The following is a 21,973-nucleotide window of genomic DNA, read 5'->3' as shown; positions in this document are numbered from 1 at the left end:
ATAAAATATACCCAAGTTACAGAAGGGAGGGAGCTCTATGAAGCTTGTTATCCAGGGTAAAAATATAGAAATCACCGATGCGATTCGCGAGTACGTCAATCAAAAGGTGGAAAAGGCAGTTAGCCATTTTCAAACTTTGACGACAGAAGTGGACATACATCTATCGGTGGCTCGTAACCCCAGGATCAATCCTAAGCAGACTGCTGAGGTGACAATTTATGCTAACGGCAGCGTGATTCGGGCTGAGGAAAGCACGGAAAGCCTGTATGCAAGCATCGATTTGGTTGCCGACAAGATAGCTCGTCAACTGCGGAAATTTAAGGAAAAACGTCACGACAACAAGACCCAGAGTAGTGCCAAAACGGTTACGGTAGTTGAGGAACATCCTGTAGTAGCGGATCTGATTGGCGATCGAACTCCCGAACTTCCTGCTGAGGTTGTACGGACTAAGTATTTTGCTATGCCTCCAATGACGGTGCAACAAGCTTTGGAACAATTGCAGATTATCGATCACGATTTCTATATGTTCCGTAATGCGGAAACAGACGAAATAAACGTACTCTACGAACGCAAGACTCACGGTGGTTATGGAGTTATCCAACCCCGCCACAGCAACGGTAACGGTAATAGCAAAAATGGCAAAACTGCCGAAAGCGCTACATCTGAAAAATCGAGTGTTGTGAAAAGCTAGATAATTGCTGAGTGCTAATTGTTAATGGCTGCAAGCCATTAGCAAAAAAGGACTAAAGTCCTTACTACGAACCACGAGTTTTTAGTAAGGACTTTAGTCCTTTCTTGGTTTTTTAGAGAATCAGGACTGAGGTGTTCACTACGAACAAGTGGTAAAATCTGTCTTTACCAGCTAGCTGTATCTCGCGACTAAATCTTTCGCTGCTTGTCGGTGTTTTTCTACCAAACTCGGCGGGGAAAGCACTTGGGGGCTATCCATATATCTTTGCACCCACACACTGAATTCGTTCAGGGAGGGATGGGGCAAATGTATCTAATAATTAACATACAGCAGCTTGCCAAAACTGTCCCTCGGCCCTTCCTTAATTTTTTGTCGCGGGTGTCGCCGATCTCCCTCTAGACTCCTTGCGCTGTCTGGGGTGTAGAATGGAGGTGAAACTAATTGAATGGAATGTATGCGGAAGTTAGTTTTCTCAGATACAGAAATGTTTTATCGTGAGCTAAAGACAGCCTTGGAGCAAAGTGAGCAAGTTGAAGTTATTACAGACTACGAGCGATATTCAGACCTTCCAGAGAAGTTAAAAACCATTTTTGAGTTACACAAGAACAAATCGGGAGAGTGGGTAAATATAGCTACAGGCGCATTCATCCCTTATTCTGCTGGGGTTACTGCGCTTAACTACTCTGCCCTCTATATTTTTGCTTATGCAGCAGGTGCAGGTGCTCTTGGATTCATAGTTGGTGGTCCTGTTGGAGCAGCAGTTGGCGCTGGTATCGGAGCCTTAGCTGGAACTGTTGCTGTTGCGACATCAAGCGGAAGGCATCATGTAGATATAGAAATTGAGGCGAATGGTAAACTCCGGCTTAAGATTAGCCCAATCGATTGAACAACGTGACACTCCCCACTCGCTGGGGAAACTAATTGAATGGAAAGTTTGTTAACTCTGGGGTCAAGTTTGATAATCTGTGTTGGTGCTCCCCACTGGCTGGGGAAACTAATTGAATGGAAACTGACCTGCATCGGCGCAAGGGTCGCACCAAATTTGTTGGCCCAACTCCCCACTCGCTGGCGAAACTAATTGAATGGAAACGCGCGGCCTGCACTGCGATTTTCGCGCCAATATCGCAGAAACCGGGTTTTTTAGCTAATCTGCTAGATAGCAAATCATTTTCGTAAAAAAACCCGGTTTCTGGCCACCCGCGCGCCATCTAACTTTTGATGGTTTCTAAAGTTTTGAGTGCTTCTGCAACGTGTGCTTTGAAGTCTAACATGGAGTCAAAAATATGCTTGACAACGCCTTCTTTGTCAATGACATAAGTTACTCTACCCGGCATAATCCACAGGGTAGCTGGAACTCCATATAATTGCCGCACTTTATTCCCCGTATCGCTCAGCAGTGTAAAGGGTAGCTGATATTTGGTGGCAAATTGCTGGTGCGATTGTTGGGTATCTTCGCTAATTCCTATGACTTCTGCACCTGCGTCTTTGAAGACTTCGTAGCTATCTCGAAAAGCGCAAGCTTGAGTCGTGCATCCGGGTGTGTCGTCTTTGGGATAAAAGTAGACTATGACGTTTTTTTTGCCTTTAAAATCTTTGAGGCTGACTGATGTGCCAGTTTGAGATGGTAAGGTAAAATCTGGTGCGGTGTCTCCTACTTTGACTGTCATGTTTTTTTAACTTAGTAGATGTGTTTGCGGGAAATTTTAACTTTTGTTATTGTACAGTTTTTTGTGACCAATAGTTCGTAGTTGCGATCGCCCGATTCGGTATCATCCCATTGTTGCTTTCTCGCAATCCTAAAAAAAACCATTTTTACCAAATCTGGATGCAGCCCACGATTCGCAGTTACGCGGATTAATTCGAGAGGCTTTTTTGAACCGCACATCCACGGGGATTAACGAAGATTCTGATTAACAATGGGATGGGCGGGGCTGAAGCGTTACTACTGAGATGTTGCACCATTCTCAATAAGCTTTTTAGGAACAGGCAAGATGCCTGTTCCACAAAGAGTGAATTTTATTGTGGAACAGGCATCTTGCCTGTTCTTGAGAATGGTGCAAGATGTGAGTTACTACAAAGTTAATAGTTATCGGCCTTTAGTTAAATTTTTTAATTCCCGCCAGATTGGAGGAATTTGGCCGGAGTGTGTGCGGGGCTGGGTGAGGATTCCTTGAGTGGGGCTGAACAGCAATGATAGTACAAATAATCCCGATGCAACTAAAACTATTGCGGGCCCGGATGGCAAGTTATAGAAGTAGCTGAGATACATTCCGCTAATGCTGGAAATAACTCCGATTATTGCGCCTAAAATCATTACTTGGTGCAGGCGAGTGACTAGGAGATAGGCGGTACTTGCTGGTGTAATTAATAGGGACAAGACTAGCACTACGCCAACGGCTTTGAGGCTGGCAACTATGGTGAGGGCGATGAGTACCATCAGTCCGAAGTTGAGCAGGTTTACTGGCAAACCTGTTGCTTGCGCTCCTAATGGATCGAATGTGTAAAATAGCAGTTCTTTGTAAAAGAATACTACAACTAATAAGACTACGGCGACAATGACGGCTGTGTCGATCGCATCTTCGACTGTAACGCCGAGGATGTTGCCGAACAGAAAGTGGTTGAGGTCGATTTTGTTGTCTTTTTGGACGATCGTAATTAGGGTGATGCCGAGGGCGAAGAATGCCGAAAATACGATGCCCATTGCCGCGTCTTCTTTGATTGTCGATCGAGCTTTGATCCAAGCTATGATGACTGTACTCAAAACTCCGGCAATGAAAGCACCGACAAAGATGTTTGCTCCGAGGATAAATGCGATCGCCAATCCGGGCAAAACCGAGTGGCTGATGGCGTCTCCCAGCAAGGCCAGCCGCTGTACCATTAGGTAGCTGCCGACGATCGCGCAGACGATGCCGACGAGAATGGCAATTATGAGCGATCGCTGCATGAATCCGTACTGCAACGGCTCAATTAAGGTTTGTATCATAAATTTATAAAATCACAGTTAATTAATGACTAAAAACCAAAGCAACCCGGTTTGATCTGAGATGTTGCACCATTCTCAATAAGCTTTTTAGGAACAGGCAGGATGCCTGTTCCACAAGAAAGAAAATTCACTCTTTGTGGAACAGGCATCTTGCCTGTTCTTGAGAATGATGCAAGATGTGAGTTTGATCCGAGATTTATCGTTGCCCAATTCAAGATTATCAAAAAAACCTGGTTCAAGAGTGTAACTCCTAGACTAATGACTGCTGGCTAATTAAGCGGCTTGTCCGGCAAAAAACATTACTTGTCCGCCGTAGGCGCGGTAAAGGTTTTCTTGGGTTAGCACTTCTTGGCGGGAACCAGCGGCAATCAATTCTGTATTGAGCAAAATTAAATCGTCAAAATTGGTGATTGATTCGCCTAAGTCGTGGTTGACTACTAAGACGATTTTTCCGGCATTTGCTAGCTGGTGGAATATCTCGAAAATGATATTTTGAGTTTTTTGGTCAACGCCGACAAAGGGCTCGTCAAAGCAGAAAATAGCGGCTTCTTGGGCTAAGGCTCTCGCTAGAAATACTCGCTGTTGCTGTCCGCCGGAAAGTTGTCCGATCGGTCTGTCTTTGTAAGCACTCATGCCTACTCTTTCTAAGGCATCGGCAGCGGTGCGGCGGCTAGCTGCCGAGAAGCGGCGAAACCATCCGGCTTTTCTGACTCTTCCCATCATCACGACATCCCAAACGGTGGCGGGATAGTTCCAGTCAATTTGCGATCGCTGGGGCACGTAGGCTACTGTTTCGAGTCGATCGGCGATCGCTTCTTCACCCCAGGTAACAGTGCCGCGAACTGCGGGAATTAAGCCCAACATTGCTTTGATCAGCGTGCTTTTGCCGGCACCGTTGGGGCCAATAATACCCGTCAGCCTTCCCGGTTTGACGGAAAGATTGATATCTCTGAGTGCCTCTACCGTGCGGTAGTTTACTGCTAAGTGCTTAACAGCGATAATTTCAGTGTCGGTAGCGCTGTCTTTGAGGTGGCAAACCATTTTAGACCAAGGATTCTCGTTGGGCAAGGCGGCGGTATTCATGGCGGTGAGTCTATCTCCTTTTTATTAAGTTTACTGTAAAAATGAAAAGAATATGAAATCATCGGTAAATAGGAATAATTTGGAACGCAGGAGAGGTAGATAATGCGACAGTCCAAGCTGGAAACCCCTCAAACTATAGGTTTGGCGGCGAAAATCTCAAGTCGGTTAAAACTCATATCTTCCACAATTCTCAATAACAGGCAAGATGCCTGTTCCACAAAGAGTGAGTTTTCTGGTGGGGTGGGCATCCTGCCCGCCCAGACAAGGGTTATTGAGAATGGTGTCAGATGTGAATTAAAAGCGAGGGCAATTGTGAAGCAATCCGATAAAGGGGAGTTTAGCGGTGAGTCGGGGATTGAAACAGCCGCCCCTGGATGGGACAAGTCCAAGGCATTTTGGATTAGAACTATTGCTTGCGGCATTTTGACTGTGGGTTTATTTAGTTGTGCTTCGACTCAGGGCGATCGTCTCTCTCCAGAGGCAGATGCTAAACCCAAGGTAGTTGCTACCAGCACAATTATTGAGGATTTGACCGATCGAGTAGCGGGCGGCGAAATTCAGCTAACAGGAATTTTGCAGCCGGGAACCGATCCTCACGTTTACGAACCGGTGCCAAAAGATTCTCAAGCTTTAGAACAAGCTAACTTAATTTTGTATAACGGTTACAATTTGGAACCGGGATTAATTAGGATGATGAATGCCGCCGGAATTAAGGCGCGGAAATTAGCAGTGGGGGAAGTTGTCAAGCCTTTGCTACTCAATAAAGAAGGCAATACCGTACCCGATCCGCACGTTTGGGGAAATGTGGAAAATGTAGTTCAAATGGTGGAAGCAATTCGGGATGCGCTAATCGAACTCTCGCCGGAAGATCGGGAGAAGTTTAGGCAGAATGCTGTGCAACTTACTGAAGAGTTAAAACGTTTGGATATTTGGATCGAACAAGAGATTAAAACTATTCCCGAAAATAAGCGCGAATTAGTAACAACCCACGATGCTTTTCAATATTACAGCCACGCCTACGGATTGGGAAGTGCTGGCAGTTTGATCGGGATTAGTACGGAGGAACAGCCGAGCGCTCAAACGGTGCAAAAGTTAGTAGAATCGGTGAAAGCTGCGGGAGTTCCTGCTATTTTTGCGGAGACTACAATTAACCCGCAACTGATTAGAACAGTGGCGGAGGAAGCGGGGGTGAAATTGGCGGCGCAGCAACTTTATTCGGATTCGATTGGGGCGGCCGGAAGCGAGGGCGATTCTTATGTGAAAATGATGTCGGCTAATACTCGCGCCATCGTCGAAGCTTTGGGGGGGAAATCCACGCCGTTTGAAGTTAGCAAGTAGCAAGTAGGGTGCCCCGGAAGAGTTTTATTTTCTCTGCGGGGTGACAGCTAGCTGACGCAGCCTACAAGTTTCAGTAGGCTTGCATTGCATAAGTCTTTGATTGATACAGAAACCGCAGATGCAAGGCAGATAAACGCAGATAAACGCAGATTCTTGAAGGAATTGAAAGCTTGGGAATGCAAGAGGTCTAGTTGATCTGTTTTGACAAAATTAAATTAAGCACGTTCAATTCGTTGGAACTTAAAAGATATTTATCTGTAAAAATCTTTTCTCGACTTTGCTCTAAACTGTAGCTTCTAAACACGATAAAGGGGAAATCTTGATACTTGTGCCCGATCGGCATTACACTATCTACAGGGTAGATTGATCGCACATAAGCCGACAAAATATCCCGAAACCGCCTGTCTTCCGGTTCTTCCAGCTTACTGTCAGCAAAATACTCCTGCATTTCCTCCCCGCTAACGAAGGCAAACAGGGGTATGGCATAATAGCGATCGAACTGCTGACTCTGTTCTTCAAAATACTGAGTTTTCTCCACATCGCCGTTGAGAAACTGCAAAAGCTCGATCGCACCGCCCCTAATTGCCGATCGTACATTCTCCGGGTACGACTCGCTATCCCTAATTCGATACATTTTTTTCAGCAAGTCATTATCTACACACTTCTGAATTTGTTCGCGTAGCCGCATCTGGTATTTTTCCAGCAAATTTTGCTTAGCTAGAGGCACTACCAACAAACTACCACAAATATGACCACTCTCTAAATTATCATAACTCAGCAAACCATCTAACGGATTGCACTTCTCCAAAAACTTCTTGTTAAAATCATCCCGCATTTCCAGGTAGGAATTGCCCTTGTAACGAGAGTTATCAGAATTTGTCAAAACAAACTCCCCACGACCCAAAAGCTCTTCTAAACTCGTATAAACCTCCTTTAGTAAGCTATTTCCTCGGATGCTTTCGCTCTTTAATGTCTTAATTAGAGCAGCCATTTTGCTGCTAAAAGTATCCCCTACTGCGGAAACCGACTTACCGCCGATGGGAATCATCAAAAACTTTTCCCTACCTAAATAACCGTATCCCGAAATTCGCGTCATCACCGCCGTCTTCAGAATTAGCAATAAATTCAACAAACTCAACTTGCTTTCTTGTAAAGAAAGTTCCGCATCATCAGCGTAATAAACTGCTGTATCAGACAAGTAAAAAACCAATTCTTTGTCTTCACCATCAAGGGTTTTACCGTTGTCATATTCTCCGCGTCCCCGATAAATCACCTGTATGATTTCCATCAGATTTTTCTCAATCTGAAAGCGGGGAATATCTACTAAAATATGCTTAGTTTTCGGAAAAGATAAGCCACGACTTCCCGATGCAGTCATAAAGATTACTTTAGCTGTATCTTTGCACTCCTGTATTTTTGCTTTCTCCTCTTCCGAGATATTCGCGTGGACTTCCAGATAATCGGTATAGCGATTAAATTCTCGCTCATTTTGGATTTTATCAATCAACTCCGCCAATCTTCGCTTATCCTGAATGTAGACGATAATTTGTTCAACTCCCGGTATTGCTAACCGCTGATTGATATCCTCAATTATTTGAGACTGTACCCGTTTTACCAAATCATAATTTAGTTTTAAAGAAATATCTTCAGTGAATTTAACAGCTTCTACAAACACCTTGTAAGTTATCTCTAAACGGCTAGCCGGATAGGAATTCGTATTGATAAGTTTAGCAGCTAATCGTTTAAATTCAAAAGGAATAACTTGTAAAGGCGGGATTTCCTCAGAAGTTTTTGGGAGCTTTTTGAAATAGATTTTATCCGGTTCCGGCGAGGTATCATCGAGGTGTTGTTTAATCACATCCGGGTCAACAATCGAAGCATCGGCTACAATAATTTTAGTATTAAAACCGTGTTTTGGGTTGTGCAAGTCATATTTGTTAAGCAGCCTACCAATTCCATGCAAAAACTCAACGCCGCCGTCGTCTCCAGTAATTTCATCGATCATAATGAAAATGTGTTTGATGCGGCTGGAGATTTCTTGCATTTTAGGAGAAATGACTGCTTTTTCCCCCTTGTTGTAAGCATCTTGAAATATTTTCTCTAAATGCTGGAGAGTATTTTTTCCGGTTTCTGTCACCTTTAAAGACTGAATGGAAACGGTAGCCACGATATTGTTCGATGTTTTACGATTGATGAGCGAATATATTCCCTCACAAACGCTATTTAGCACTCCATGCTTTTTGCCTATCCTAGGTTTGATTACTGTTTCTCCCTTCCTTTCAAGTTGCGGCTGGTGATATTCCTTCCGCTGCATTTCGGCCCTGTTGTTGATGAAGTGGACACTTTTTTGTTGAAAATTTTCGTGATGATTATTTGCGACGTAGTTGACGGTACATTGTCCAAAATTGCTGTCTATAGTATCGGAACTTGAGTTAATGCAAAATAAGCGATTGTCGCACAGCAAACCAGTCTTTTTGTCTCGAAATTTATCGATGATATCTAAGTTGACTTGCTTGCGGGGACTGACGTAAAAGAACAAGAAACCGTCGTTTATATGGGTTTTGAGGAAATCTGCGATCGCAGTTGTTTTCCCAATTCCCGGATTCCCCGTCAAAAAGATATAAGTTTCATCAGATTGCAGTGCTTTGACAATCAATTGAGCGTGAGCATTTCTCAGATGTAATCCGCGATCGATTTGCAAATCATCGGCCAGTTTATCTGATATAATATCTATGGAATTAACAAAATTATCGATCCGCTCTGTATTACGTACAGGTGTAGAACTTTTGCCAATCGTCAACAAATCGCTGACAAACTTTTTGCCATTTTGAAAACTGCGAGCTGCGTTGAGTTGAATCGTATCTAAAACATCGCCGCGAGCATCGTTAATCTCTTTATTTTTCGCTTCCTGCTGGTAGATTTTGGCACAATTCGCCAAGATGTCAATTTTATCACTGCGGAGGGAAATTGCGCTGATTGTGCGATCGCTATAACCGACAACATTCAACAACACCTCAGCACCATCAGGAATCATACCAGTCGTTTGCAGAAAACCGTAGAAGCTGTGAGCGTAGCTACCAGCCTGAATCAACTTAGCGCTTTCCTTATCCTTATACTTAAAAGCAGTAAAATAGCGGTTTAAACCCTCCGAAAAGTCAATACCTAAAGTGCTAGTATCGATTCGCAGATTAGAAAAAACACTTTTCGATCGCAAATAGCTAATTTCTCTGAGCAAAGACTTCCGCATCACCTCTATTTCGTTGAGATTATCGACTTTTTCCGAAGTCAACGGAGGAGTAAACACAGACAAATCAACGCACAGAATTCTAAAATCCTTACCATTTTGCAACAAAATCAGGGTATCAGCTTGCAAAAACTCGCCTTTTTTCTTGTAGCGGCGGATGTAGGAGTTAATCTCATCGGCTGAGAAATTTGGTTGCGCTGTTTCAAACTGAGATAATACCTTCTTAAACGCTTTAAAAACTTCTGTCTCATCGTCATTCTGGGTTCTAATACTGTTAGCACAACTCAAACTGCACTGAAAATACAAGATTTGCGATAACCTTAAAGTCCAGCCCGTAGATGTGAGGTACTCTCGGAAGAAATTCAACCCACCAATAAAGCCTTTTTGGACAAAAAATAAACTCCACTTCTCAACAATTTTAGCATCCAAACTACCCAGGAGATTAGCTTCCCTAGTTATTTCCGCCATCATCTTTGGCAATTCTAGTTTCTGTAAATCGAGACGGTAGGAATCTCCGAAATTGTGAGCTATATTTTCACGCTGAATATACGCCAGAATCCCTATATTAAATCCCACCTCAAACAGCCGTCCCAAATCTTCACCAATCATGATTAATACCTCCCTCATCCACATTCAAGACTTCTCTTACCTTATTCAAAAATGCCAGGGAATTAAAATCCGCACTACCGCCAGCATGACTAAATACAGATAAAGCACCCACCGATTCATCGCCAATAATTCGCTCGTAGGGGTCAAGTTTTAAACTAATATTGTGACGAGCTTCATACCGAGAAAAGTGGAATATTGTTAGATAATGTAGCAAAGTATTTTTGATTACACCCTCATAAATCAAACCTTCACGAATATCTTGATCGTCTAGGATACCTTGATAGATATTCAACAGAGTCGAGTAGGAAATGACACCGTTATAAAAGTTCTTTTCCTCCCTGACTCTAATTCCGTTAAACAAGTTGAAAAACATCACAGCTTGCTGACTGGTATCTGCAAACAAGCTTTCAAGCTCCATTGCATCCTGAATGTAAAAGGATTTTCCCTTATCGCCTAGGAAACTGCGGACATAGTATTTGTCAAAGAATATCGGATAAATTTTGATATCCCGCCGCTCTCCCTTCAAAGTTCGGAGCAATTTTTTTGACATGAAAGACAATTCCTCATCTTCCTCAGTCTGAGTAATATGCAGCGTACTCATGTAAGGTGCTTGCGAAATATATGCGAAATTCCGATATCCTTGCTGATAAAGCTGACTCATTGCATCTTCAAGGATTAACGGCTCAGAATAAAGACGGCTGACACTGTAATTCTCGGAAAGTGTTTTCAGCATTTCGACTTGAATTGTACTGTCATCTAGGCGATTGATTCCGACAATTTCTCCGATTAAGCAGGCTTGTCTTTGGAAGCGGTTTTGATTGCTTCTTTTCGCATCACTATCCCGGCTGGAAACGACAATTATTGCCAATTTATCCAACTCAGGAGCTAGCTGTACATTATCATCGAATCGAAACTTTTTAGGAAGGATTGAATACAGGGAACTCAAACCGTTACGAATTGTGTAACCATTGGGCGTTTTTCTAATCCGAAATCCTTGAGAAGTTGAGCGTTGTTTTTCACTCAAAATATGAGACAATGTTTTAGAAAGGTTAGCCATAAATTTTTCTGATGGCGAAGGGTGTTTGTCGTCACCTTCGTGGAGCCTCACCATCGGAATAAACAAGTTGTCCGCAGTGTTTTCGAGCAATATCCTCAGACAGATATAGGACAGCAGCAACATGGTAAACTTATAGACAAAAGCCGCCGCCGGTTGTAAACCTGTATCGCCAGTGTCCAGTCGTCGGTTGTTATACCGGAATAACAGCAACTTATACTGTTTTAAAAAATTGTTATATGCACTCATCCGACTTTCGGGAACTGAAGCTACAGGTAAAATATCAACGTCTTTGATATTATATTCCATGCTAAAATTTTGGCGTTCATCAGTTGGGAAATACCGGACATCTTCGATGCTGATATTGACGGGTAGCTGACAAATAGATTTTTCATCGACACTAGGTTCTTTGACGGTAATATAATGAAGCGTTTGCTTGTAATTTCGCTCCATAATGTCATTAAAAAATTTACCATTCGTCAAAATATTGTCAATATCTTCTACCAGACCTATTTTGAGGTTTACGTGTCGCGTTTCTGTGCGGGTTGGTAAAATTGTTTGACGCTCCAGAAAGCCTTTTAGCATTCTTCTCAGATGCGTAATTTTGTGTTTTATGTTAAACTGATTAAGCCCTTTAATAAAGTTGCGAAAAAGCTCTTTTTTTTGCTCATCGTTAGAACCTTGCAAAATGGGCAAGACTCTTTGTTCAAATAGGGCTCTAGGCTGATGATTTAGTTCAGATTCCGGGTCGTAATTTTGTGCTAGTGGGTCATTGCGGGAAGCCAGCACAAAATAGTAGAGCAATGCTATTTTTAACAGTTTGCGGACGAAGGTTTCGGGATTAGAATCCTCATCAAATTCTGCTTGATGTTCTTCACTGTCGGGATTTAGCAGGTTCAGATAATACTCAAATACATCTTTTCCACCGCGCGCTTGAACTGAGTTATCAAATTTGATTTTGAGGCCAAAGATAAACTTACGCTCGTTACGATAATTGTCCGTACTTTCTCCCAAGTAACCTGATACAATAGGAATAATTGGCAGTGTATCTAAAAATTCCGAACGGGCAAATATCTCGCGATAATTAACTCGAACACCAGCATAATTAACTTCGTACTCACCATCAGATTTACCTGGTTCGTTGATGTATTCTTCTATTAATCTAAGGCGGCGAATTAAGTCTTCTAAATAGATGATGCCTACAGTATCTGTGCTGCTTGCGCGGATGTGTTCGAGCAGATACTCTAAGTAAGTAATCTTAGCTTCTTTTTGAATTTTGCCGAGAGTTTCTTTGTCTACCAGTCGGATTAATTTGTGAAAATCCGAGTCAGGATTTTTAACCATCTCATCAAGACGGTGGTTAAGGTCTTCTTTCTCACTGCTAGTCTCGGCATTTTCATTGATATAGTTTTGCAAACCCTGCTTGAGTTCTTGTTCAAAAATATCTGTATTTCGGACGGTAACGGTCAATTTATGCAATTTTAAAGCTGCATGGCTTCCAGTACCTCGGCTTTCCAAAGTTAGCCTTTCTTTTTCTAAAGAAGGGTGGCGGGTGCCAAAATCGTATTTAAAGCCTAACTCTTGGCCGCTTCCCAGAAAAGAGGGTGAGTCTAATGGACTAATCAAACTAGCGACAAACCTTTCAATAGAAGTATTTTGTGGCAGTTTAAATTCTAATTGCTGCCGCAAACACTGTTGAATCTGTCTAACTTGACTGCCAAAACGCTCCTCAATTTCCGGCGGTAAGTTAACAGTAGCAGAATGTGCTTGACGTTCCCCGGAACCCAGGGGTTGCCGCACTTGCTTGTTAGAAACATCCGCAGCAATGGTGTCAATATCAATTAGCAAGCGGCGGTTGTCTTCTGATACGCTAAACGGATTTTTCCCCTGCAAAACTTCTAAAATTTTGTCCAGCAAATCGCCATAGTCCACTGGAACTAAATCGCTGTCATCCAATCTTAAGATGTTCACCCTGTTAACCCCTTCAAAAAGCTTGAATCCACTCTTTCACATCGTACTCAGTCCAAACCCCATTTACCCAATAAGGATCGGCTTCCACTAATTCTCGCACGGCCGCCTCATCTTCTGCTTCGTAAATTGCAAAAACTTTTGTTAAATCTTTGGTTGGCCCGATCGTACTTAACACACCCGATTCCTTCTGCTTAGCCAATCCCGCCAAATGAGCGTCCCGAAACGGAGCGCGTTTTTCGAGAACGTCTTCGCAGTAACTTCCCCACATCACATATTTGGTCACGGTTTTGAGCCTTAGATGAATTTGTTTAAAAGTTATTGTACAATAAGATTAAGAAGATTTAACTAAAGTTTTAAGAATAAGATTAATGAAACGCAGAGGGCGCAGAGGGCGCAGAGGAAGAGGGGAAAGAGAGAGGTTTGTTGGAGAGGAGGAGAAATTTATTACTTTAATGGTTGGGGAGATGTTGCGGCCGTTGGTGACAATTTAATTAACGTTAAAAATTGATTCCGGCAGGGGTTGAAACCCCCGCCTCAAAGGTTAAGTCCTCGCTATGAGGACTGAAGAGTTCATTAGTTAGCAATTATGCACTTGAGACGGTTTTATTGCAATAATTTGAGATTCTTCGCTTTGCTCAAAATGGCAAATTTACCTTGTAATCCGTAAGTATTGTTAGTCCTCTTGAAAGGACTTTAGCTTTCAGCCAGGGAATTCATTCCCTGGCAGTTTCCATTGGTGAGTACCGGCCCTTTAGCTTCTCAAACTAACGCCGAATTTCTCAACTAAAACATCGCGAACTTTTTGTTGTGCCGGTTCGACATCGGTTTCGCTCAAAGTTCGATCGCCCGCGCGGTAAATTAACCGAAAAGCCAAACTCCGCTGTCCCGCCGGCACGTTGTCGCCCCGATATTCGTCGAACAGTTCCACCGAATCCAGCAAACTACCCGCCGCCTTTTTCATCGCACTCTGCATCTCAACAACCGGAACTTCAACCGATGCGAAAAATGCAATGTCTCTGTCAGAAGCCGGGAAACTCGAATAACCCGCAAACTTGCGAGTTAAGTTGTTCGATCGCCCTAACTCACCCAACAGCACCGCCAAATCTAATTGAAACACGTAAACCTGCTCAGGCAAATCCTTTTCTTGCTGCAATTGCGGGTGCAACTGTCCAAAAACCCCTAAATGTTTCCCGTTTAACGATAACGCAGCCGTGCGGCCAGGATGCAAGCGTGTATTAGAGGAATCGCTTTGATATTCCACCGCCAAACCCAACGCCTGAAACACGCTTTCCAAAATACCTTTTGCCTCAAACCAACTCAAAGGTCGATCGCGCCCTCCCTGCTGCCATTTCCACACAGTCGGATCGCCGCCGATAATCCCCGCAACTGCATCGGCTTCCTTCATTGCATCCCCATCTTTCCAGAAAATGCGGCCGACTTCAAAACCGTTTAGCGCCCCATTTCCCTGTTCCAAATTGTACCCGAAAGCATCAATCAAACCCGACAGCATCTCAGTCCGCAAAGCCGAATACTCCACAAACAGCGGATTAGCCAGCACAACTTGATTGTCTCCCTCAGTTTTCACCAAAGAATAGTGCATCAACTCCGTCAAACCGGCTGCCCGAAAAGCCGATCGCACATTCCGAATTGCCGCGTATTCTGGTGACAGATAACCAGGTTCCGTTTTGCTGGGCAGAGTATCGCAGAAATTGTCATAACCGTGGAGTCTGGCAACTTCTTCAATTAAATCAATTTCCCTTTCTAAATCCCGGTAGCGGTAAGGAGGAACAGTTATCCCAAACACCCGTTCTTTTTCCGTCGCAACAACTTCGCATCCCAAAGCTGTGAGAATATTTTTTACCTCTTCCGGTTCCAGATATTTAGAACCGCCCGTTTCTCCTCTTTTCAACTGCCCTAAAACCAGATTTACTCGGTCTAAACGCAATTCGAGCGATCGCGAAAAACTCAAATCCTCGCCCGAACTCGCCGTTTTCTGCACCGTCGCAGTGCCTCCAGCCAACTCCAAAATTAGAGCTACAGCGCGGTTGCAAGCAGTCGTCAAAGCCGCCTGATTCACCCCCCGCTCGTAGCGGATCGATGCCTCGCTCCGCAGGCCTTGAGCGCGCGCAGAACGGCGAATCGTTGCCTGGTCAAAAATCGCTGCTTCCAAGACTAAATTTTGCGTTCCTTCGTGAACTTCCGTGTCTTCGCCACCCATTACCCCAGCTAAGGCAACTGGTTTGTCGCTAGCAGTAATTAACAGGTTTTGTGCTTGCAAATTGCGGTTTTGTCCGTCCAAAGTTTTGAAGGATTCGCCTGTTTTGGCAAAGCGGACGCCGATGCTGATATCTTGAGTACCCGTGAAAGATTGTAGGCGATCGCGATCGAAAGCGTGCAGCGGTTGTCCCCACTCCAATAAAATGTAATTAGTTACGTCAACCACATTATTAATCGGCCGCACTCCCGCCGCCTGCAACCGCTGCTGCAACCAAGCTGGAGAAGCAGCAATTTTCACACCTTCAATTGCCGTGCCGATGTAAATCGGGCATCCTTGCGGTTCCGATATTTCTACTGCCAAAGCAGGACTTTCTTTGCCCTCAATCACAACACCATTCGCTTCGGGAATTCTCAAACTTGCCCCAGTCAGCGCCGCCACTTCCCGCGCCACGCCCACCATGCTCAAAGCGTCTGCACGGTTGGCAGTTGCTGTCAAGTCTAAAATCACGTCATCTAAACCCAAAAGCGGGCGAATATCGCTGCCCAATTCGGGATTTTCTAAATCGAAAATGTGAATTCCGGCTGACTCTTTAGATAGTCCCAATTCCGCCAGAGAACAAATCATTCCTTCTGAAGGAACGCCCCGCAATTTAGCAGGTTTAATCTTTAAATCAATAGTCGATAAATAAGTGCCAACAACAGCGACAGGCACATAGATGTCGGCCCTAGCGTTGGGTGCGCCACAAACAATATTCAAAGCTTCACAAGAGCCGACATCCACTTGACAAACTCTCAATTTGTCTGCATTCGGATGCTGTTCGCAGGCGATGATTTTGCCCAAAACTACGCCACTTGCCCAAGGGCGGCGGTCTTCAATTTCTTCAACTTCAAACCCTGCCATTGTCAGGGTTTCGGCTAATTCTTCCGGGGATATCGACACATCCACCAATTCCCGGAGCCACTTTAGAGATATACGCATAATTTAGTCAGTAGTTAGTTGTCAGTGCTCTGTAGTTATTAGTCATTAGTCGGCGCCGACGGGCTACGACTTTTGAGTCCCAGAATTTATTCGGGAAAGCTTTTCATAGCATACTAATTTAATTTTGTCAATACTGTTAGGGTACACATCAGCAAAAACTAGCGCTCTGCCCAAAGGTCGATGGCTACTGGGGGATGAGTAGCATTCTCATTCAGAAAATGAGGTATGCTAGAGACATCTAACAGCCCAAAAAGCATCTAAGTTTAGAAAGACTTTACACAAAAAAGGACAAGTTTAGCAAGTCTTCAAACTATCTTCAAGGATAATCAACGGAAAACTCAAATCAGCGAGATAATCAAAATAGGGAAAAGATATCGGCTTAAAAGACTTAGGTGCAATTCCAATTCGCAATCGAACGCACGGCCCGTCGGCAACTGATAGATTAGTATGTCTACCAGAAGCAGCAAAAGGGAATTTGTGCAGTCGAGCGACGCTGACAAGATCAGAACAACATAGGCAAACTCAATCAATATGAGCTACTGCGTAAATCCGGGCTGTCCCCATCCTCAAAACCCTGCTGACTCTATTCTTCAGTGTCAGACTTGCGGCGCGCGGTTATTGCTGCGGGCTCGCTACCGAGTCACTGAACCGTTAGGACAAGGAGGTTTTGGAGCTACATTTCTGGCAAAAGACATCTCATTGCCCGGTCAACCGAGTTGCGTGGTCAAGCAACTGCGACCCAGTAGTTCGTCGCCGCGAGTTTTAGAAATGGCGCGGGAATTATTTAAGCGAGAGGCAAAAACCCTCGGCCAACTGGGCGACCACCCGCAAGTACCGAGGCTGCTAGACTATTTTGAAACCGAACAGCAATTTTACTTAGTTCAAGAGTATGTTAAAGGCTCGACTTTGAAACAAGAAGTCAAGCACTCAGGCCGTTTCAACGAATCTGATGTTAAAAATTTTCTATTAGAAATTCTGCCAGTAGTGCAATATATCCACAGCCAAGGAGTAATTCACCGAGACATCAAACCGGCAAATATTATTCGCCGAATTCAAGACGGCCACTTAGTTCTGATTGACTTCGGAGCGGTAAAAGACCAAGTTAGCCAAACAATATTATTAGACCCCGCCGACCAAAGCGCCAACACGAAATTTTCAGTCGGCACATTTAGTTTTGCTCCCCCGGAACAAATGGCGCTGCGGCCGATATTTGCCAGCGACATCTACGCGGTGGGCATGACTTGCTTGTACTTGCTGACAGGAAAATCGCCCAAGGATTTAGATTTTGATGGAGTAACCGGCGAAATTGTTTGGCAGCCCCACGTTCAGGTAAGCCCAAATTTTGCGCGGATTCTCGAAAAAATGCTGAAGCCGATGGTTGGCCACCGCTTCCAATCAGCAGCAGATGTCCTCAGAGCTCTCTCGGGCCAATTTGAAGACCCAAGTCTTATGGATGGCTTGGCAACTCAATTCAACGGCTCTTCTCGTACAGTTGAAGAACCGACAATATTTAATGACGAGGGTTCTTCGTGGTCACCGCCGAGGAGCAAAATTAATCAAGATTTACGATCGAACCACACCCGCGCTGGTAGAACTTCCTTCAGCCAATCCGGGAACACGGGGATGCAGCCCAGAGTTTCCCGGACTCTGGCTGAGTCCGGCAGAACTTTCGGAACGGTTGGACCTTCTAGCGACAATTTACCAGCGTCAAAGCTATCGAAAGTTACTCCTAAGTGGGACACCAACAGCTTGCGAGCGGCATATTTTAAAGGCAAGCGCGATTTTGCTGACTGCGAACTGTCTGGCCTGCAACTGCAAAAATTGCAGTTAGCGGGGGGGAATTTTTATCAGGCTAGGTTGGTGAAGGCAAATTTGCAAGCAGCGGATTTGTCGGGCGCGAATTTGGGTCACGCGAGGTTAATTCAGGCAAATTTGCGAGATGCTAATTTGACTGAGGCTTATTGCAGCACGGCCAATTTTGAAGGCGCGGATTTCCGAGGTGCTGACTTGACGGGGGCTTATTTGACTAAGGCGAATTTGCGGGGAGCCAATTTGTGCGGGGCGAATCTTACCAACGCTACAGTTTCTGAGGAACAACTGGCAATGGCAAAGACCAATTGGCTTACTGTTAAGCCGGATGGTAAGCGGAGTTTTGGATTTTAATAAGTGGGCATGGGGCATGGGGCATGGGGCATGGGGCATGGGGCATGGGGCATGGGGCATGGGGCATGGGGCATGGGGCATGGGGAGTTGTTAGCTGCTACCAATCACAACAGTCAACAGTCAACAGTTAACAGTCAACAGTCAACAGTCCACAGTTAACAGTCAACAGTCAACAGTCAACAGTCAACAGTCAACAGTTAACAGTCAACAGTCAACAGTCAACAGTCAACAGTCAACAGTCAACTCCCCCCTCCCCCAGTCAGGTGATTCGTCAGGAGGAAGTTCGATCGCCCCAAAGCCGCCTAAATTAAAAACTAGGAATGGAGGATTCGATCGCACCTAAACATGAAACTGCTCAACCGCCGCACTCGAACGCTTCTGTACACCGGCATCCTGGCGCTGGCCTACTTTGTTACCGGAAAACTCGCAGCGTCGATGCTGGGACTGGTGAAAGCCGAACCCTCCCCCGTGTGGCCGCCCGCCGGTATTGCTCTAGCGGCACTGCTACTGCAAGGGCGTCGGATGTGGCCGGGAATTATCCTCGGTTCAGTGCTGTTAAACTCTACCGGCGGTATACCGTCGGCTGTCATTGCCACATCGGCCTTTAGCGTCACCCTGCAAGCGCTGGCTGGAGAGGCTTTGCTGACTTGGAGCGGATTTTCTACCAAACTCGATCGACTGCGAGATGTTCTGGCTTTAGTAGCGGGCGCTGTCATCGGGTCTACTCTTGTGGGTTCTATCCTCGGCAACTTGGGTACGTGCATTTTTGGTTGGGCTCAGTGGAGCAATTTCTCTCGCAACTGGTGGACTACATGGCTCGGAGACGGCATGGGAATTTTGATTGTGACGCCCGTGCTGCTGACTTTGAATCACGCGGTTAACAGTTTTAAATTTCCACTAAAACTGAGATGTTTCATTATTCTCAATTCCTTGTTTAGAAACAGGCAAGATGCCTGTTCCACAAGAGATGAATTTGATTGTGGAACAGGCATCTTGCCTGTTCTTGACAATGGTGCAACAGGTGAGAGAAAATCTCGAATTATTTCAAGTTTAAAAGCATTTTTTAACTGGGACAATTACCAATCACAAGTTACAAATTATTCAAGCAGATTTCCTGCAAGTGAAAACCGATATAATCTTCTATTTTTAATTATTAATTATTCAGAAATAGCGCTCTGGCTGACTCTCTTGCTGAGCGTGAGCTGGCTGTTTTTTTGCTCAAAAACACAAGCGGCGATCGCTCTGTATCCGCTGGAGTATCTGCCTTTTCCTCTGATAGTTTGGGCTGCCCTGCGGTTTCAACCGCCGGGAGCGATTTTTGCTTATTCGATCGTCTCTTGGATCGCGATTTGGGGAGCAGTGCAGGGAGGCGGCCCGTTTTTGGCTAAAAGCGATAATCTCAAACAGGCGGTTTTATTTTTACAAGCTTTTACCGGTACGATCGCCCTTGTGGCTCTGATGTTGGCCGCCGCCGTAGCAGAACGCCAGCAAGCGCTGGTGGAGGTGCGCCGCACGGCCGCCATGCTGCGCGATCGCGAAGCTAGTTTAGCCAACGCTCAGCGCATCGCTCAGTTGGGAAATTGGGATTTAAATTGCGCCGCCCTCACAGCAACTGACAACTGCGAAGAATCCGCAGAACATCATATATCCAATATCGAATTGCGCTGGTCAAACGAACTTTACCGCCTCTTGGGTTTTGCTCCGGGAACGGTCAAACCGACACCAGAAGTTTTTTTGCAAGCCGTACATCCAGAAGACAGAGAATTGGTGGCGCGATCGCAGCGCCAAGCTATGTTTGAACGCCAAGCCTATTGCATTAACTACCGAATTGTGCTGGCAGATGGCTCCGAACGCACTGTCTGCGAACAGTCGGCAATTGAGTCAGGGGCGATCGCCGCCACAGTCCAAGACGTTACCGAACGCCACCGCGCGGAAACCGCTTTGCGGGCGTCCTCCGATCGCGATCGCTTGCTCTCAGAAATCGCCCTGCGAATTCGCAACTCCCTCGACCTCGAAGAAATTCTCAACACTACTGTTGCCGAAGTCCGGCAATTTTTCAAGGCAGACCGCGCTTTCATCGGTATTGTGGACGCGGACGGGGTAAATCTTCCTAGCCCGGTGTACGGTAAGGTTGTGGCCGAGTCTGTGGGTGTCCAATGCTGTTCTCTTTTGGGGTGGGTACTCGCTGACGAGAATCACCTCGAAAGCCAGAAAACTTTTTATGCTAACAACCGCGTCCGAGCTATCTCCGATACTGCTAGCGTTCAACAGAGCGTTCCAATTGCCCAATTCTACAGCGACTATCAAATTCGCGCGACGTTAAATGTGCCGATCGTCCTGGGCGATGAATTGTTCGGGATCTTGGCCGTCAACCAGTGCTCTGGGCCCCGCCAGTGGCAGGAATTTGAAATTGATTTGTTGGAAAAACTCGCTACTCAAGTGGCGATCGCTCTACAGCAAGCCCAACTTTTGCAGCAGGTAAAAGCTCTCAATGCCAACTTGGAATCTCAAGTGGAGGAACGCACCCGCCAACTACAGCAAAAAATGCACGAGTTGCAAGAAAGCAACCGCCTGAAAGACCTATTTTTGCACGCAGTTTCTCACAATCTCCGCACTCCTGTTATGGGAATGTTAATACTGCTGAAAAACTTGCTCAACAAATCGGCCTCTGACTCTCTACAAGATGTTCCGGTTTCTCGATCGATTTTGCAGCGCATCGTTCAGGCCAGCGAACACCAGTTGACTATGGTTAATGCCCTGCTCGACGCTCACGCTAGCGAGGTCAAAGGTATTGTTCTCAATACTGTACCGCTAGATTTGCAGTCTTTAGCTTCAGCCATTGTTACCGATTTAGAACCGATGCTAGCCAAAAATCAAGCAACTTTGACTCAGGAAATCCCGGCGGATTTGCCACAAGTCAATGCCGATCGCCAACACTTGCAGCGGGTGCTAGAAAATCTGTTGACTAATGCTATTAAACACAATCCTCCGGGAGTCAATATAACTTTTAAAGCCGAGGTAATTGAAGTTGAAACAGCGCTAATTTATGAAGAAAATTCACAGGCTTTAACATCGCCCAATAATCCGCTTGCCCGCTGTATCGCTAACCGGATACCTGCTGCGGGCGATCGTCCTAGGATGGGCGAAACCACCCAGAAAAATCAGGAAACCCTGGCCAAATTCAACCTCGACGGCAGTTGCAAAATGCCCCGCTATCAGGGTCAAATTGGCAATATTGGGAGCAAATTGCCCGGAGTCACCGTAAAAATGGTTCGCTGTACTGTAACAGATAATGGAGTGGGAATCAGCGCCAAACAGCGGGAATCTCTGTTTGAACTTTACGTTCAAGACCCTAATAGCCGACAATTAACAGGGCTGGGTTTGGGATTGTACCTCTCCAAGCAAATTATCAAAGCTCACGGCGGCTCGATTGGCGTCGAAAGCACTCCCGGCGGTGGTTCGACTTTCTGGTTTTCGCTACCTGCTGTCAACTCGGACGATCGATCTTTCTCAATTCTTTAATCTCTAATATAAAATCCGCGCAACCGCTAAGTTTTTCGACTCACAGTCAACAGTCAACAGTCAACAGTCAACAGTCAACAGTCAACAGTCAACAGTCAACAGTCAACAGTCAACAGTCA

The 21,973-nt window shown here is 45.2% G+C and carries 13 protein-coding genes; 6 read left to right on the top strand and 7 right to left on the bottom strand.

Going from position 1 to position 21,973, the window contains the following annotated elements:
- The first annotated feature begins 37 nt into the window (after positions 1 to 37).
- Together hpf and QUA43_RS13375 are read left to right on the top strand one after the other, a co-directional pair.
- The gene (gene hpf, locus QUA43_RS13380; protein ID WP_333374495.1) at positions 38 to 691 is read left to right on the top strand and encodes a ribosome hibernation-promoting factor, HPF/YfiA family; all 654 of its coding nucleotides are present in this window, start codon (positions 38 to 40) and stop codon (positions 689 to 691) included.
- Positions 692 to 1,145: 454 nt separating this feature from the next.
- The gene (locus QUA43_RS13375; protein ID WP_333374494.1) at positions 1,146 to 1,577 is read left to right on the top strand and encodes a hypothetical protein; all 432 of its coding nucleotides are present in this window, start codon (positions 1,146 to 1,148) and stop codon (positions 1,575 to 1,577) included.
- Between the two features lie 322 nt (positions 1,578 to 1,899).
- Here QUA43_RS13375 and QUA43_RS13370 read toward each other — a convergent pair whose 3' ends face one another.
- From QUA43_RS13370 to QUA43_RS13360, 3 genes are all read right to left on the bottom strand, one after another.
- Positions 1,900 to 2,358 (bottom strand): peroxiredoxin, encoded by a 459-nt coding sequence (locus tag QUA43_RS13370; protein ID WP_333208814.1) that lies wholly within the window; start codon positions 2,356 to 2,358, stop codon positions 1,900 to 1,902.
- A 419-nt stretch (positions 2,359 to 2,777) separates the two neighbouring features.
- Positions 2,778 to 3,674: a metal ABC transporter permease gene (locus tag QUA43_RS13365; protein WP_333374492.1), complete on the bottom strand. Its 897-nt coding sequence runs from the start codon at positions 3,672 to 3,674 to the stop codon at positions 2,778 to 2,780.
- 273 nt (positions 3,675 to 3,947) lie between these two features.
- Positions 3,948 to 4,757 (bottom strand): metal ABC transporter ATP-binding protein, encoded by an 810-nt coding sequence (locus tag QUA43_RS13360; protein WP_333374490.1) that lies wholly within the window; start codon positions 4,755 to 4,757, stop codon positions 3,948 to 3,950.
- Positions 4,758 to 4,859: 102 nt separating this feature from the next.
- Here QUA43_RS13360 and QUA43_RS13355 point away from each other — a divergent pair, with 102 nt between their 5' ends.
- Positions 4,860 to 6,095 (top strand): metal ABC transporter substrate-binding protein, encoded by a 1,236-nt coding sequence (locus tag QUA43_RS13355; RefSeq protein WP_445301967.1) that lies wholly within the window; start codon positions 4,860 to 4,862, stop codon positions 6,093 to 6,095.
- Positions 6,096 to 6,282: 187 nt separating this feature from the next.
- Here the strand turns inward: QUA43_RS13355 and QUA43_RS13350 are convergent, their stop codons facing one another.
- From QUA43_RS13350 to pheT, 4 genes are all read right to left on the bottom strand, one after another.
- Positions 6,283 to 9,948 carry a helicase gene (locus QUA43_RS13350; RefSeq protein WP_333374488.1) on the bottom strand — a complete coding sequence of 1,222 codons (3,666 nt, stop codon included), beginning with the start codon at positions 9,946 to 9,948 and terminating at the stop codon, positions 6,283 to 6,285.
- Positions 9,938 to 12,973 (bottom strand): hypothetical protein, encoded by a 3,036-nt coding sequence (locus QUA43_RS13345; protein WP_333374487.1) that lies wholly within the window; start codon positions 12,971 to 12,973, stop codon positions 9,938 to 9,940. The genes QUA43_RS13350 and QUA43_RS13345 overlap by 11 nt, the downstream gene beginning before the upstream one ends.
- A 13-nt stretch (positions 12,974 to 12,986) precedes the next feature.
- On the bottom strand, positions 12,987 to 13,256 hold the full coding sequence (locus QUA43_RS13340; protein WP_333210883.1) for a YciI family protein: 270 nt from the start codon (positions 13,254 to 13,256) through the stop codon (positions 12,987 to 12,989).
- Between the two features lie 468 nt (positions 13,257 to 13,724).
- Positions 13,725 to 16,169 carry a phenylalanine--tRNA ligase subunit beta gene (gene pheT / locus QUA43_RS13335; protein ID WP_333374486.1) on the bottom strand — a complete coding sequence of 815 codons (2,445 nt, stop codon included), beginning with the start codon at positions 16,167 to 16,169 and terminating at the stop codon, positions 13,725 to 13,727.
- 531 nt (positions 16,170 to 16,700) lie between these two features.
- On the opposite strand from pheT, the gene QUA43_RS13330 reads away from it, so the two are divergent.
- The 3 genes from QUA43_RS13330 to QUA43_RS13320 all read left to right on the top strand — a co-directional run bounded on the left by QUA43_RS13330 (position 16,701) and on the right by QUA43_RS13320 (position 21,854).
- Positions 16,701 to 18,332 carry a serine/threonine-protein kinase gene (locus QUA43_RS13330; protein ID WP_333374484.1) on the top strand — a complete coding sequence of 544 codons (1,632 nt, stop codon included), beginning with the start codon at positions 16,701 to 16,703 and terminating at the stop codon, positions 18,330 to 18,332.
- 9 nt (positions 18,333 to 18,341) lie between these two features.
- Positions 18,342 to 18,491: a hypothetical protein gene (locus QUA43_RS13325; protein ID WP_333374482.1), complete on the top strand. Its 150-nt coding sequence runs from the start codon at positions 18,342 to 18,344 to the stop codon at positions 18,489 to 18,491.
- A 186-nt stretch (positions 18,492 to 18,677) separates the two neighbouring features.
- The gene (locus tag QUA43_RS13320) at positions 18,678 to 21,854 is read left to right on the top strand and encodes an MASE1 domain-containing protein (protein WP_333374480.1); all 3,177 of its coding nucleotides are present in this window, start codon (positions 18,678 to 18,680) and stop codon (positions 21,852 to 21,854) included.
- Positions 21,855 to 21,973 lie beyond the last annotated feature (119 nt).

The organism is Microcoleus sp. N9_B4 (assembly GCF_036701635.1).
Classification (GTDB): Bacteria; Cyanobacteriota; Cyanobacteriia; order Cyanobacteriales; family Microcoleaceae; genus Microcoleus.
The sequence above is the reverse complement of the archived record's forward strand: the minus strand, read 5'-3'. Positions and strand labels throughout refer to the sequence as shown.

Bases quoted from the DNA above. Each gene is read 5' to 3' on its own strand.
- hpf (WP_333374495.1), top strand. From the start codon at position 38: ATGAAGCTTGTTATCCAGGGTAAAAATATAGAAATCACCGATGCGATT.
- QUA43_RS13375 (WP_333374494.1), top strand. From the start codon at position 1,146: ATGCGGAAGTTAGTTTTCTCAGATACAGAAATGTTTTATCGTGAGCTA.
- QUA43_RS13370 (WP_333208814.1), bottom strand. From the start codon at position 2,358: ATGACAGTCAAAGTAGGAGACACCGCACCAGATTTTACCTTACCATCT.
- QUA43_RS13365 (WP_333374492.1), bottom strand. From the start codon at position 3,674: ATGATACAAACCTTAATTGAGCCGTTGCAGTACGGATTCATGCAGCGA.
- QUA43_RS13360 (WP_333374490.1), bottom strand. From the start codon at position 4,757: ATGAATACCGCCGCCTTGCCCAACGAGAATCCTTGGTCTAAAATGGTT.
- QUA43_RS13355 (WP_445301967.1), top strand. From the start codon at position 4,860: ATGCGACAGTCCAAGCTGGAAACCCCTCAAACTATAGGTTTGGCGGCG.
- QUA43_RS13350 (WP_333374488.1), bottom strand. From the start codon at position 9,948: ATGATTGGTGAAGATTTGGGACGGCTGTTTGAGGTGGGATTTAATATA.
- pheT (WP_333374486.1), bottom strand. From the start codon at position 16,169: ATGCGTATATCTCTAAAGTGGCTCCGGGAATTGGTGGATGTGTCGATA.
- QUA43_RS13330 (WP_333374484.1), top strand. From the start codon at position 16,701: ATGAGCTACTGCGTAAATCCGGGCTGTCCCCATCCTCAAAACCCTGCT.
- QUA43_RS13325 (WP_333374482.1), top strand. From the start codon at position 18,342: ATGGGGCATGGGGCATGGGGCATGGGGCATGGGGCATGGGGCATGGGG.
- QUA43_RS13320 (WP_333374480.1), top strand. From the start codon at position 18,678: ATGAAACTGCTCAACCGCCGCACTCGAACGCTTCTGTACACCGGCATC.